Genomic DNA, 14,431 nt, shown 5'->3' on the forward strand with positions numbered 1-14,431 from the left:
CAATCAATCACCCGCCCGGTCGCAGTTATCCAGGAAGCCTCTGAACTATTCCGCAATGTCTCTAAAGAGCCATATTGACAACGTAGCGACCAATACCATGCCCTCGGTGGAGCCGCGCAAGGAATTCCGGCGCCTGCTCTAGTGATATATCCTCAGCAATAAGTTTTAACTTGTCGCCGATATACCAAGGGCCAGCCAACTTTTGCCATACAGCGGATTTATTCTCTATTGGCAGCTCCACACTATCGACGCCCAGTAGGCTGATGCCGCGCAAAATAAAAGGGAATACGTTGGCATGAAACTGAGCACCAGAGGCCATACCACAGGCCGCTACGCCACCACCATACGCCAGAGATTTCACCACATTGAAAAGTGTTTCTCCGCCGACGGTGTCTATTGCCCAAGCCCACAAAGGCTTGGCCATAGCCTTATTGGCAAATGGCGCAAGAGTATCTCGGTCAAGAACCTTCCAGGCACCCAGTTCGGTCAGAAAGTCAGCCGCTTCAAGCTTGCCTGTAACCGCAGCTACACGAAAGCCCAACTTAGTGAGGAGAGCGACCGCAATTGAGCCCACCCCACCAGTAGCGCCCGAGACCAATACCTCACCATCTTCTGGTGTAGCACCGGCTTCCAAGAGACGATCAACACAAAGGGCAGCAGTGAGCCCCGCAGTGCCCAACGCCATTGACTCCCTATTGCTGAGTCCTTTTGGAAGAGGCAGCGCCCATTCGCAAGGGATAGCAATAATTTCCGAGAGCCCACCGGGCGTATTCATGCCCAAATCATAACCTGTGACCAGCAATTCGGCACCTGGGGCAAAAGTACCACTGTGGTCTTCTAGCACCGTGCCAACCGCATCTATCCCAGGAGTATGCGGATACTCTCTGGTAATACTGCGGTTGCCAAATGCAGACATGGCATCCTTATAATTCAAAGAAGAATAAGAAACGCTAAGTAACAAAGGATTGCTCGGTAAATCACGAATGTGTCGATTTACCAGAAACTGGTCAAATTTCCCGGCGGCAACCTCTTCCACACGAATCGCTCGAAACTCCCTGTCCAGAAAGTTTTTCATGCCTGCATTATCCTAATGACAGATATTCCGTTAGGTTGCCCTATCAGCATTCCATTACTGAGCGTGGTGACGCCAAGCGGTTAATTTTGAGAATAGACGTGTCAAGGCCGACTCTACACCTGCCTCAGCTGCCAATCCCATTTTCTTGGCGATATTTTTCTTTTCTTTATATTCCACCTGAAACAGGTCCGCATGTTTTGCACAATCTGTCAGGTATTCATCGGAGGTTTTCAGCTCATCCACTAGCCCCATTGCGAGGGCTTTTTGTCCGAACCAAACCTCTCCTGTCGCCACCTTGGCAACATCGAGTTTGGGGCGATATTCGCTGATAAAGTGCTGGAAAAGTACGTGTATTTCCTCCAGATCACTCTGGAACTTCTCACGTCCCTCTTCGGTATTTTCCCCAAACATAGTGACTGTGCGCTTGAATTCACCTGCAGTGAAAAGCTCATAGTCCACATCGTGGCGTTTGAGCAAGCGATTAAAGTTAGGCAGTTGCGCCAATACACCAATAGACCCGAGCATAGCGAAGGGCGCAGCAAGAATTCTATCTGCCACACAGGCCATCATATAGCCCCCACTGGCCGCAACCTTATCAACCGCAATGGTGAGCTGAATGCCCGCACTTCGGACCCGGGCCAACTGACTTGCCGCTAATCCGTAATTGGCCACCATTCCCCCAGGGCTTTCCAGGCAAAGCAATACTTCATCACCCGCTTCAGCCACTTGTAGAATAGCGGTTATTTCCTCACGCAAGTGCGATAGGCCACTGGCTTTAATGTCACCATTGAAGTGGGTTACAAAAATGCGTTTGCGTTCACCCATCGAGTCGGCAGCTTTTTCAGGCGCTTCAGAAGCTGTATCCGTCTGCGGCTCTTTTGTCTCAGCCACTGAGCCTCCCTTGGACGCTTTCTCTTTCGCCGCTGCCTTATGCCGCTTTACCAGCGCCTTCTCTTCAGCTTTTTTCTCTTTAGCAAGCTGTTTTTTACGCTGATTAAATTCGTGTTTTTCCATCAAAGCTTCGAGCAAAGTCTCTTTAAACTGCTCATAGCGATCATTCAAGCGAGTAACACTGATATGTCCCTGCACCCTTTCCTTCAGTTGCTCACGATTAGCAAAAATAAACCCCACCAATACCATTAGAGCTACGATAACGGTAACAATTTTTGCCAAGAAAAGGCCGTATTCAATTAAAAATTCCACTTATACTCCAGATTGCTGCCATGCAATTTTGATAATTATTAAGCCACCCTACTGCCAACCATCTAAGGCAGAGGTCGCCTGCTGATTTAATGGACGCGCCAATAAGCCACCGTGACTGATACGCACTTCGTAAACTGCACCGTCTTCCATGGGCAGAAAGGTTGCGCTTCCATAAACCGCGTCAACGAAAGGCAGATTTTTATCAAAGCCACGCACAAATTGCCAAATATCGACGCCATAATTGGTGCCATCAATTTGATGTACAGAGCGTTCACGAATTCGTTCATCTTGCAAAGTAAGGTAGCGGCCGCTCAGGCGATCCAATCGGTAAGCAGGCTCAATACCCCAGCGCGCCAAAGGCCCTTGCCACTTCAGCATACGGGCATCCAGCTGCCATTGGTCACCGTATAATTCAAACTTTTGCGAAATACCATCGGCATCAGAAAATTTCACTTCAAACTGCTGCTCAGCAATTTTTCTAAATGACACGATACCAACACTTTGCTCATTGGCTAGGTTTCGATAGCTGTATACATCTGCTGCAACCAAAACGATCCAGAGTGCTAAACCAAAAAAAACCAGCCCAACAGAACCCCGCAAAAACCCCATCACCCAAGTGCCCCCCAACAACACTCTCGCGCCCCAAAAAACGAGGAGCAGTGCCACTATAGCTATTAGGAAGGTAATCACGATATACATGTCGATATTTAACTCCTCTCTGCTAATTCTGTAGGAACAGAAGGTTTACGACTTCTTTCCAGTTGTCATTAAGTTGGAAAAGGTATGGATCAACTGTCCGGATAAAGTTTGCACCGGCGGAATGGCGGGTAGAGAACGATAATGAAACCACTGTGCCTCCTCAATCTCATTCGGATCGGGGCAGAGCTCGCCCCCCTGCCACTCGGCCAAATATCCCAACATCAACTGACCGGGGAAAGGCCAAGGCTGACTGCCGACATACTTAAGGTTTCCAACTTCAAGCCCAACCTCTTCCCTGACTTCCCGCTTCAAAGCTTGTTCAGCGCTCTCCCCCGGCTCGATAAATCCAGCCAGCGCGGTATAAGTGATATTTCTACGATTGGCATGACGGGCCAGCAGGCATTCCTCCCCGCGGGTCACCAACATAATGACGCAGGGAGAAATTCTCGGATAAACCGTCAACTGACAGCTTGAACAGGTCCTAGCGCGATCAATGGAATGGTAATGTGTTGGCGTACCGCAACGTCCACAAAAACGGTGATCGCGATCCCAGTAGGCGACCTGTAGTGCCCGCCCAGCCAGGGCAAATAAATGCTCCTCGGTAGCAGTGAGCAAACTGCGCAGATTGCGCCAGTTGTGCCCCCGAATCTCGAACTGAGCAGATAAAACTCGAACGCCGCAACTGTGGCCGCCTAACTCACCGAGATAGTGGCTTGAGATAACAGCCTCAGGCGGCAGCAGACCTGCCTCGTGAATAAACTGATCTCCAATACAGAGAACCAGACCCTCTGCCACAATAATTTGCTGGGAGAACTCCGGGGCTTCCCAAACATTTGCGGCGGGCTCAAAGCGATCTACCAAAAAGTGACTCCTTTCTCCAACTAGGCCGCTTCTACAGGGCAACCCAGTGCTGCCAAGCTTTCCACCGCAAGATTCAATGATTGAACATCTGCCTGACGATGCAGTTTTACTTCACCGAGATAGTATTCAAGGCTGATAATCGCATCGGCAAAAATATCCAGCAGCTGCTCAACTTCGGGAGCAGCATCATGCCGATCCACTACGGTTTCCACAAAATTCAGCAACCCCTCAACCACTGCTGCAGCACGGCGAAGATTGAGTACGATCAAGCCGCCCCGAACGGAATTCAGAGTGGTGGAGACATTGCGAATATGGCCGTGATCAAAGCCAGAATCCGCATAAGCAGCCAGCGCCCTCTTAATTAGGGCAAGTCCCGCTTCGGCCTCCTTAAGCACCGCAACCTCAGCCTCGGCCAGTTGGCTGTGCTCAAAAGCAATATCGGCGTGACCATATTCATCGAGGTCAATACTGGTGCTATGTTTCAAGGCTCGCACGGTGCTGTCCACCATCAAGACTTGGCCTGTGAGTTTCTGTAGCGCAGCGTCTGCAACAGAACCACCAGCACCGGCTGCACTTTGGTACTCGGCTACGGCGTTGCGCAGGCTCTCCCCAATTCGCCTGAAGTTAAGCATTTGCAATGTTCCGGCGACTCTCTGCAAGGTACTAGTGAGGCCATCATCCTCATCAAGACCTGATACGCCGATCATCTCGATATCATCCAGCATTCGTCGCACGCTGGACAACTCCTCATCCAGAGCACCGGCAACGGCTGAAATAGCAGTAGCACCGGGGCCGCCGAGGCTTGCCCGCTCTCTCTCCAGCTCATCCTCAGTGTAATCAAGCTCTTCCGCTGAGAAGGCTTTAAGCAACTTTTCCCCACTTTCATTGGGTCGAGAAAGGGCCAACCAATAGATACACTCTTTTAACAGGATCGGCGGTGCCGGTTGATCCAAAGCCGTATCACACTCTTTTTGCAATGCGCGCAACCAGCGATCAAACATGCTGAAGACCATTACCCGCGAACGGCTGATACGCATTTCAGCAGCAGCCATGCCGCCGAGGGCCGCACCGGCTACCAGCCATAGACGCCCATTGGGGCGGCCCGTGGTAATACTGGCGATGCGCTCCAGTGCCCGCGCCATCATGGTAAAAGCCGGCCCCCTGGGCTTGCCGCGCAATAGTGCCAGCAAACCCACTTGGTACATATGGCGAAACCTACGCACAAAACTGCGCAAATCCTCGGACATTACTGCCGATGCCCCTAAGCCAGGTAGCGAGGCACTGAGGTTACAGCGGTAAAAATGGCTCTCCGGCACAGGGGGCTGGGAGCGCGCTGCACGTAAATTATTAATAAAAGGTATTAGTAGTTCGGGGCGGGCGATCGCCCGGCTCTGTACAAAATCAAGATAGCGGCCGAGTACATAAAAGCCCGTACCCAGGGCTTCCATCAGTTCTTCCGTAGGCTGTTGGCGCCCCTCTAAAACCTCGGTTAAAGCGGCGATCTTTTCCTGCGTTAGTAATTCACCCGCGTGGAGTTGCACCATCTGCAAGACCCCACTCACTTGCCTGAGAGCAGAAATACACTGCTCCAGCGACTGTTTCTGGGTGGTATCTGCTGCAAATTTATCCAGGTGAGCGGCAGCATTGTCTATCGCAACAACCAGCTCGTCCTTGACTACATTGACAGAAGTGATGTTGATCTTGCGCAATTCACTTTTTGCCTGCACCACTGCATTCTTCCTGTAACCGAACAAAAAACAACCAACTCAAAAAGAGTAGGCCTAATAAACGGCAATTTATACCAATAGTGAAAAGAGTCCACCTTTCCTCAGACAATTTCCACCGAATATTCGACAAAACTTCTGGCAATAAGGCAACGACCCTTAAATTACTTGAATTTTCCAGAAAACCCAGTAGCGTTTGATACTTTGATATTTGCGTCTGTACGCATTTTGTTCTTGCGCACAAAAAACAACCAACACTAGAAATATTGCCGCAAGAGGAAGAGACATGGTAACCGGGCAGATCATTGCCATGCACCATTCCCTCCCAAGACTCCAATTTGGCCCAGAACTGGGTAAACCAGGGAAGTAAAAGATGAATACCTACAACAATGCAATTACGGCTTCCGGAAACGGTTTTGGGAGAGCCTTTGCTGAGAATTTTCTCGGCGAAGCCCCTGACTGGTACAAACTAACCATCGCCGCCTTCCTGCTGTTAAATCCACTCATACTCTATGTCAGCAGTCCCTTTGTCACCGGCTGGGTATTAATCGGAGAATTTATCTTTACCCTAGCCATGGCCTTAAAATGTTACCCGCTGCAACCCGGAGGCCTGCTTGCCATTGAGGCCGTCCTAATGGGTATGACCAGCACCGATGCGGTTTACCACGAAGTGGTAGAGAATATCGAAGTTATTTTGCTGCTGATGTTTATGGTAGCCGGCATCTACTTTATGAAGAGCCTGCTGCTGTTTGTGTTCACCAAGATCCTGATCCATGTAAATTCTAAAAGCCTGCTCTCACTATTATTCTGTGCCGTAGCAGCTGTGCTTTCTGCCTTCCTGGATGCGCTCACCGTAACCGCTGTATTGATTGCCGTTGCCGTGGGCTTTTACTCGGTCTATCACCGGGTTGCATCACAACAACCCCACCACCATCATGGCCACGACCACTCCAACGATGAGCAGGTTGTGGAGTATCACCGCGAGGACCTTGACCAGTTCCGAGCCTACTTGCGCAGCCTGATCATGCACGGTGCCGTAGGCACCGCACTGGGGGGAGTGTGTACTCTGGTAGGCGAACCACAAAACCTCCTGATTGCTGAGAAAGCCAGCTGGGATTTCGTACAGTTTTTCCTGCAAATGGCTCCAGTAACTATCCCCACCTTAATCGCGGGCCTTGTGACCTGTGTGCTTTTGGAAAAGATCAAACGATTTGGTTACGGCGCCCAGCTTCCCCTCGCCGTTAGGGAAGTTTTAGTGAATTTTTCACGAGAAGAAGAAAGCAAGCGTACCAGCGCACAAGTCGCCGAGCTCTGGGTCCAGGGCATTGTTGCCCTGATGCTAGTATTCGCCTTAGCGTTTCACGTTGCTGAAGTCGGTATTATCGGACTGATGATTATTGTTTTACTGACCGCCTTCAATGGAGTGGTTCAGGAAGCTCGTATTGGTCACGCTTTTGAGGAAGCTCTGCCTTTTACCGCGCTTTTAGTGGTGTTCTTTGCGATCGTTGCAGTCATCCATCAGCAGGAGCTGTTTGAGCCAGTGACTCACTTCGTATTGTCGCAAAAGCCGGAACAGCAGCCGGGTTTGTTATTTGTCGCTAATGGTATTTTGTCCATGATCAGCGATAACGTGTTCGTAGCCACGGTATATATCAATGAAGTTAAATCCGCTCTCCTTGCAGGCGAAATTACCCGAGAGCATTTTGACAAACTAGCCATTGCCATTAACACGGGGACCAACTTACCAAGTGTCGCCACTCCCAATGGCCAGGCAGCTTTCCTGTTTCTTCTAACCTCCGCTCTTGCTCCGTTAATTCGCCTTTCTTATGGCCGCATGGTTCTTATGGCTCTACCCTACACACTGGTGCTCAGCACGGTTGCGCTACTTTGTGTGATTTTCGCACTGTAGGGAGTAACTTGCCGGCTAATAACCAGATTAAACCGGCAGCCTCAAGATGGTGGCCCAATGAAGTGAAGACAGCCATCAATAAAAAAGCCCGCAAAGCGGGCTTTTTATATATCACCAGAAATGTTTTCCGGCGGATTTCTGCAATAGCTCAAGCATGGACAAATGTGCCTCCTGTTCTTGTGCCGAAGCTTGGATTACTGTGAGGCGGGGCCGGCTTTGGGATAGCCTGCGGATGACTGCGGACTTGACCTCCCCCTGTGCCTGCTCACCTTCCTCAGAATTCTGTCCATCACCTCCCTGAGCCAAACCTAGATCGGTTTGACCGCCAGTCATCATCAAATAGACGTCGGCGAGTATCTCCGCATCTAGGAGGGCGCCATGCAGATCACGCTGGGAATTATCGACAAAATAGCGCTTACAAAGCGCATCCAGGTTATTCTTTTGTCCTGGATGCTTTTCTCGTGCCAGAGCCAGGGTGTCAAGCACACTGCAATGCGCATTTACATGCTGCCAACGTGGACTGCCCAGCAACTTTAACTCGGCATTGATAAAGCCAACATCAAACGGCGCGTTGTGAATAACGAGTTCAGCGCCCTCACAGAAAGCCATAAAGTCATCGGCAATCTGGGCAAAGACTGGCTTATCAGCAAGAAACTCATTGGTAATGCCGTGAACTTCTATCGCGCCGTCTTCAACCTGCCGCTGCGGATTAATATATTGATGATAGTGGCGCCCAGTGAGCTTGCGATTTTCAAGCTCTACACAGCCAATCTCAATAATCCGGTGACCGTTCTTGGGATCTAGACCGGTAGTTTCAGTATCCAGTACAACCTGGCGCATGGTTCACTCCCCGTTAGAATTACAGCTCATCTATACCGCGGTTGGCCAGCTGGTCAGCCCTCTCATTACCGGGATGGCCCGCATGCCCCTTCACCCAATGCCACTCCACCTGATGCTTGGCAACACCTTCGTCTAACTGCTGCCAGAGATCCGCATTTTTTACTGGCTTTTTACTCGCTGTCTTCCAGCCATTCTTTTTCCAGTTGTTGATCCAACCGGTGATCCCCTGCCTCAGGTATTGAGAGTCGGTATGTAAATCAACCTGACAGGGCTGTTTCAGGGCTTCCAACGCCTTAATCGCAGCCATTAATTCCATGCGATTATTGGTGGTATGAGACTCTCCTCCACATAATTCTTTTTCGTGTTCCCCGTAAACCAGCAGGGCTCCCCAGCCTCCTGGCCCGGGATTGCCGCGGCAGGCGCCGTCGGTGTAGATGGTAATTTGCTTCAAAATCAATGCCAAAAATTGGAACAAAACGACTTCCAGGTGACCTCACCATGGTTATCGCTTCTGATGCTTTTCCCGTGCGGCCACACGAGGGCTTGTAGGTGTTGCCACCAGGGCAGGCTTTCGCTCAGTGCGCCAATCGATCTTGATTGCCCGCACCCGTGCCACTTCTTTGCGCGCGACTATGATGTAAAACCCCCCCCAAGGCAAGCGTAAGCGGGTGGCCAGCCGCTCCATCCAGGCAGTCTTGGCGAGGAGCTCGCGCTGCTGCAATGGCAGGCGAAAAAAGCCTCGATGCAGCTGTTCAGCCTGGAGATCCAGCAAATTCATCCAGTCGGCGACTCTGGCCGCGCGCAGCTGGTTACCCTTTTGATAGGCGCCACGGGAAAACAACAAGCGTGACAGACCCAACAGGGAAAAGGGGTTGAACCCCATCAACAGCATATGGCCACCAGGTATTAAAACCCTGGCCGCCTCGCGTAATACCTGGTGAGGATGAGTAGAGAAGTCCAACAAATGATGCAATACGACCACATCAATCGATTCAGAAGGAAGGGGTAACTGCTCCAACTCAACAATGGCCGCTCCCTTCTGCTCAGGGCTCACCGCCAAGCGGAAACAGTGATTAATCCGACTGGAAGCAGCAAAATCCACTGCATCGGTAACCCCCGCCTGCAACAGATGGTATCCAAAGAACCCCTCGATCAGAGGCTGGGTCAAGGCCAGTTGCTGGGAAAGGATTTCCTGCCCCAGACTGCTTGAAAACCAATGGGATAGAGCTGGACTGGCTTTGCCCAGTTGCGATGCTTCTATTGATACTCGAGATCTGGACTTATCAGTCATTCAGTCTCCTTATTTAATCTCCTTACTGACCAGGTAAAACCAAACTTACAATCCTGGGTTTTTAATAGCCATCTCTTATTAGTGAGTTCTGGGTGTCAGGGAGTTTAACATCACATCGAACTTTCATTTCCAAGTCACGAGGGAAAGCATATAACCTGGTAATTACCCCACTCCACATCTTTTCCTTAATATCCATGGTATCGTTCCAAGATTGAGTTGGCAGGCAGGACTAACATGCTCTCCGTAACCCCTATACCCGCGTTGAGTGATAACTATATCTGGCATCTTGAGAAAGATGGTGAGCACTGGGTTGTCGATCCAGGTGAGGCTGAACCCGTTATCGATGCCTTACAGGGTAAATCCCTTAATGGCATATTAATCACTCACCATCACTTCGATCACACCGGTGGGATTAAAGCGCTACAGAAACACTATGGATGCCCGGTATTCGGGCCCGAATCCATCAAGGGCGTGACCAATCCAATTGCCGGTGGAAATACTTTTTTACTGTTGGGACTCCCGATGGAGGTCTGGGATATCCCCGGCCATACTCTGGACCACCTGGCAATAATTCTGAAAGAAGAGTCTCCTGACGGCAGCCTGCAACCGCACCTCTTCTGCGGCGACACACTTTTTGCCGCCGGCTGTGGTCGCATATTTGAGGGAACCCCAAAGCAGATGCTCAACTCCCTACAAAAGTTAACCGGCCTGCCAGAACATACCCTCGTATATTGTGCGCACGAATACACTCTCGGCAACCTCCGCTTTGCCCATACCGTAGAACCGGGCAATAGCGCCGTTAGTGAACGGCTGGCCCAGAGCCAAATCCTTCGGCAGGCTGGTGAAGCAACTCTACCATCCACCATCGCTAAAGAGCTGGCAACAAACCCCTTCCTGCGCTGCCATATTGCCGAGGTTGCGCAAAGTGGCGCCCACCACCTAGGCCGGAATACACCTGAGCAACTCGATGAAGTCGAAATATTTGCTAGCTTGCGCGACTGGAAAGACCACTTCTAAAGGGGGAAGTAACGCCATCAATAAGGCCTGACAACTTATCAACACAAAAAACTGTCTGTTTTTTATCCATCTGCGTTGACCGAAACTATTTCCGCTAATTAGAATCAGAAGGCTATGATCCAATGCTCAGTGTTAGCAAAAAATAAGCGCCCCCGCGCGTGCTGAGCGGGAATTACAAGAATTACTCGCGGATACCAAACATGGTTCACAAGAATTTTGCCGTGGCATTGCTAGCCGCTACGGTTGGCGCCTGCTCGCAAATACCAGAGACGGGCCCATCTCCCGATAGCGAAAACCATCAGGCACAAGAAGCCAGCCCTGCGAACGACCTTGCGCCCCTCTCAGAGAAATCAGCAGAGGCAGCACTTCCCCCTACAGATATTTGGGATCGCCTACGCAGAGGATTTCGCCTCAACCACCGTATCGAGAACCCCAAGGTACAGGATTACATTGCCTATTTCTCCCGCAATGAAGGCTATATGTCTCGGGTTACCGAGAGATCACGCCGTTATATCTTTCATGTTGCAGAGGAGTTAGAACAGGCAAATATGCCACTCGAGCTCGCCTTGTTACCAATCGTGGAGAGCGCCTACGATCCTTTTGCTTATTCTCATGCCCAAGCTTCTGGAATGTGGCAGTTTATTCCCGCAACCGGCCGCTCTTTTGGCCTTCAGCAAAACTGGTGGTATGACGGCCGCCGAGATGTACACGAATCCACCCGTGCAGCCGTAAAGTACTTTAAATACTTATACGAGCGTTTTGATGGCGACTGGGAACTTACTCTGGCGGCCTACAATGCCGGAGAGGGCACAGTACGCCGTGCAATCGAGCGCAATCGCCGTAAAGGGCGAGGGACTTCCTTCTGGGAGATCAAGCTACCCCGCGAAACAAAACGCTATGTGCCACAACTACTCGCACTTGCCGAGGTAGTATCACGCCCGGACCATTACAAAATTCCTTTACATGATGTCGCCAACGAGCCCTACTACGCTCGAGTAAATGTTGGCAGCCAGATAGACCTTGCCCAGGCCGCAGAGCTCGCCCAGATCGAATTGGATGAGTTATATCTGCTCAACCCCGGCTTTAACCGTTGGGCGACAGACCCCAATGGTGATCACCACTTACTAATCCCGGTTAAAAGCCTTGAGCACTTTGAGGCAGCCCTAAATGACTTGCCGGTAGAACAGCGAGTTACCTGGGAGCGCTACACCATTGCCCGCGGGGATACGCTCTCTACCATCGCGCGACGCTACCAAACCACAATTACAGCCATCCGCGAAGCCAACAAGCTGCGGAGCAATAATATTCGCGCAGGTAAAACCTTGCTGATTCCCAGCGCTTCCGGCCCTTCAGGGCAATATGCGTACACTGTGGATCAGAGGGTAAAACAACGCCAATCCTCAGGCCGAGGACAGAAATCAAACTACACGGTACAGCCCGGTGACAGTCTCTGGGCAATTTCCCGCAAGTTAAAAGTGAGCGTGAAGGAACTTGCTCACTGGAACAGCATGGCACCCGGGGATACCTTACGCCCAGGCCGAACACTGGTCGCCTACAACGGCAGCTCAAGCAGTAGCAACCGTACCACTCGCAAACTCTCTTACCGGGTCAGAAGTGGCGACTCCCTTTACCGGATTGCCAATAAGTTCAGCATCAAAATCGATGATATTTTACGCTGGAACAAAATCCCCAAGTCGAAATATCTACAGCCCGGCCAACGCTTGACTCTATTCGTCGATAGTGCCCACAACAGCTAGCCCAACGATCTTAAGTACTAATAAAAAACCCGGCTTTTGCCGGGTTTTTTATTGGGCTAACTGCCAAATTTCACTCTGCCTGTCCTCACTCTACTCCTCCGTAGAACTAAGCTCCACTTTGGCTTGGTCAGACAGGTAGCGACGAATTGCAGCCAACTCTGCACCACCATTCACAGATGCCAATTGCTGCATCAAGGCCTGGCGCTGTTCCTTACTTTGTTGCGAGAGATCACCCGGGCGCACATCACGCAATGCCAGTACAACCTGATTACCACTACTCACACTAAATACCGCCAGCTCCTCAGAACCCGAAGCAGGCGCAGGCAAAGAGAAGGCCTTGCTATTGATCTCAGCGCGCTCTCCAAACCCTCCTCGGCGGGTCTTGTCGCTGGTCTCCAGGGTCAAGCCCTGCTCTTCAGCCAGCTCAGCGAAATCATTGCCAGAAGCCAGATTTTCTTTCATGCTTTCCGCCTTTTTGGCGAGCTGTTCACTGGCCTTATCGCGCTTCAGAACTTCGACAATCTGTTCACGCACTTCCTCAAGAGGGTAGGTGCCAGCAGGCTTAGACTCAGTCACTCGCAGTACTACGGAATGCTCGTTATTGAGATTCAGCACATCGGAAGTGTTGCCATCCTCCATCACTTCAGGTGAAAAAGCGGCTTCCACCACCTGGCCATTTGCCAGTACACCACTACCGTTTGAGCGAGAGAAAAGACCACTGGTTTGCAGCGGGACTCCCAACTCCTCAGCCGGCCCAGACAAACTCTCGGCATTGTACGCCAGGTCCGCCAAGCGGCTCAGGGCATCGAGAAACTCTCTTTCCGCTGCAGCAGTACGCAATTGATTTTCGATAGCAACCTTACGCTCCTCGAAAGTCGGCGGCTCACTCTCCTCTACCTCTAAGAGCTTGATAAAGTGCGTGCCACTATCGGTAGTAACTGGTGATGAAACCTGCCCCACTTCCAAAGAAGCAAGCGCCTCTTCGAAGGCTTGCGGGAATACATCGCCAGTAGTAAAACCGAGATCCCCACCCTCATCACGAGAACCTAGATCCTCAGAGTAGCTCTTGGCCAGCTCTGAAAAGTCCTCACCAGCATCGAGCTTCGCCTGAATTTCGTCCAGCTTTTCCTGATCCGCTTCTTCTAACAGAATATGCGCTGCACGGCGGCGCAGGTCAGAGCCAAAGTTGGCAAGCTCTAGATCATATTGAGCACGGACATCTTCATCTGAGATATCGATATTGGAAGCAAACACTTTTGGAGTCAGCTCAATATACTCAACCGCTACTTGCTCAGGCCGCTGGTATTGGCTTTGGTTTTCCTGATAGTACTGCTCAACCTCTGCCTCACTCACTTCTGTGGAAGCCAGCAATTCCTGTACAGGTAGCACTACGTAGGAGAAATCCCGCTCTTCCATGGAAGCAGCAACCACCTGCTCAGCATCCACTTTGGTGGTAAAGGCACTGCCGGTAACACTATCCGCATATTGCTGAAGGGACATATCGCCCTCTACAATTTGGGGGAAGCTGGCTGTGCTGTACCCCATGCGGCGTAGGGCATCACGATACAACTGAGTGTTAAAGGTGCCGTCGACCTGGAAAGCCTGAATATCGGTGATCGCTTTATTGACTGCAGCAGTACTCATCACCATACCACTCTCCTGAGCAGCCTGGCGCATTACTGCAGTGGAAATGAGTTGACGCAAAACCGGCTCGCGCAGCTGCTCATCACTGATCATATCCGCCGGAACATTCTCTCCGTATTGGCTCATGATCATACTGCGGCGGTTTTGTATGGCCCGCTGCAAATCCATATTAGTAATTTTTTCACCGTTGACCTCGGCAACCGCATCGGCGGCACCTCCACTGGCCCCGGTAAAAAAATCAATTCCCCCAATGACCATAATGAACCCAAAGAATGCTGCAACAATAATTGCCGCCGTTCCCTTCAGGTTATCGCGCATGGACTGAAGCATGCTCAGCTCCGAAATTTCACTCTAATTGTTCAATTGTTAGCAGATACAAAAAAGGCGCATCCAAAATGACACGCCTCTTTG

The 14,431-nt window shown here is 50.9% G+C and carries 12 protein-coding genes; 3 read left to right on the plus strand and 9 right to left on the minus strand.

What is annotated here, in order from left to right; all coding sequences use genetic code 11:
• Positions 1-61 precede the first annotated feature (61 nt).
• From FIU95_RS12400 to FIU95_RS12420, 5 genes are read right to left on the minus strand one after another with little or no spacing between them, the layout of a single operon-like run.
• Complete coding sequence (locus tag FIU95_RS12400; protein WP_152454077.1) at positions 62-1,075, minus strand: YhdH/YhfP family quinone oxidoreductase; 1,014 nt, start codon at positions 1,073-1,075, stop codon at positions 62-64.
• A 54-nt stretch (positions 1,076-1,129) separates the two neighbouring features.
• Positions 1,130-2,278, minus strand: coding sequence for a protease SohB (gene sohB, locus FIU95_RS12405; protein WP_152454078.1), 1,149 nt, complete (start codon positions 2,276-2,278; stop codon positions 1,130-1,132).
• Positions 2,279-2,326: 48 nt separating this feature from the next.
• Complete coding sequence (locus FIU95_RS12410; RefSeq protein WP_152454079.1) at positions 2,327-2,977, minus strand: cation/multidrug efflux pump; 651 nt, start codon at positions 2,975-2,977, stop codon at positions 2,327-2,329.
• Between the two features lie 45 nt (positions 2,978-3,022).
• Positions 3,023-3,838, minus strand: a complete 816-nt coding sequence (nudC, locus tag FIU95_RS12415) for an NAD(+) diphosphatase (RefSeq protein WP_152454080.1) — start codon at positions 3,836-3,838, stop codon at positions 3,023-3,025.
• A 20-nt stretch (positions 3,839-3,858) separates the two neighbouring features.
• A complete protein-coding gene (locus FIU95_RS12420; RefSeq protein ID WP_253868609.1) occupies positions 3,859-5,568 on the minus strand; it encodes a hypothetical protein in 1,710 nt (569 codons plus the stop codon).
• A gap of 367 nt (positions 5,569-5,935) precedes the next feature.
• Here FIU95_RS12420 and nhaB point away from each other — a divergent pair, with 367 nt between their 5' ends.
• Complete coding sequence (gene nhaB / locus FIU95_RS12425) at positions 5,936-7,471, plus strand: sodium/proton antiporter NhaB (protein ID WP_152454081.1); 1,536 nt, start codon at positions 5,936-5,938, stop codon at positions 7,469-7,471.
• 111 nt (positions 7,472-7,582) lie between these two features.
• On the opposite strand, the gene dnaQ is transcribed toward nhaB, so the two are convergent.
• Genes dnaQ through FIU95_RS12440 form a run of 3 tightly spaced genes read right to left on the minus strand, consistent with a single transcriptional unit; the run spans position 7,583 to position 9,602 of the window.
• Positions 7,583-8,311 (minus strand): DNA polymerase III subunit epsilon, encoded by a 729-nt coding sequence (gene dnaQ / locus FIU95_RS12430; RefSeq protein WP_152454082.1) that lies wholly within the window; start codon positions 8,309-8,311, stop codon positions 7,583-7,585.
• Positions 8,312-8,330: 19 nt separating this feature from the next.
• On the minus strand, positions 8,331-8,762 hold the full coding sequence (gene rnhA / locus FIU95_RS12435; RefSeq protein ID WP_152456337.1) for a ribonuclease HI: 432 nt from the start codon (positions 8,760-8,762) through the stop codon (positions 8,331-8,333).
• Between the two features lie 51 nt (positions 8,763-8,813).
• On the minus strand, positions 8,814-9,602 hold the full coding sequence (locus tag FIU95_RS12440) for a class I SAM-dependent methyltransferase (RefSeq protein WP_152454083.1): 789 nt from the start codon (positions 9,600-9,602) through the stop codon (positions 8,814-8,816).
• A 234-nt stretch (positions 9,603-9,836) separates the two neighbouring features.
• On the opposite strand from FIU95_RS12440, the gene gloB reads away from it, so the two are divergent.
• Both gloB and FIU95_RS12450 read left to right on the plus strand, forming a co-directional pair.
• Positions 9,837-10,619: a hydroxyacylglutathione hydrolase gene (gloB, locus tag FIU95_RS12445; RefSeq protein WP_152454084.1), complete on the plus strand. Its 783-nt coding sequence runs from the start codon at positions 9,837-9,839 to the stop codon at positions 10,617-10,619.
• A 200-nt stretch (positions 10,620-10,819) separates the two neighbouring features.
• Positions 10,820-12,376, plus strand: a complete 1,557-nt coding sequence (locus tag FIU95_RS12450) for a LysM peptidoglycan-binding domain-containing protein (RefSeq protein ID WP_152454085.1) — start codon at positions 10,820-10,822, stop codon at positions 12,374-12,376.
• Between the two features lie 90 nt (positions 12,377-12,466).
• On the opposite strand, the gene FIU95_RS12455 is transcribed toward FIU95_RS12450, so the two are convergent.
• Positions 12,467-14,350 carry a SurA N-terminal domain-containing protein gene (locus FIU95_RS12455; protein ID WP_152454086.1) on the minus strand — a complete coding sequence of 628 codons (1,884 nt, stop codon included), beginning with the start codon at positions 14,348-14,350 and terminating at the stop codon, positions 12,467-12,469.
• Between the last annotated feature and the right edge of the window lie 81 nt (positions 14,351-14,431).

Origin of the sequence: Microbulbifer sp. THAF38 (assembly GCF_009363535.1) — a bacterium.
GTDB lineage: Bacteria > Pseudomonadota > Gammaproteobacteria > Pseudomonadales > Cellvibrionaceae > Microbulbifer.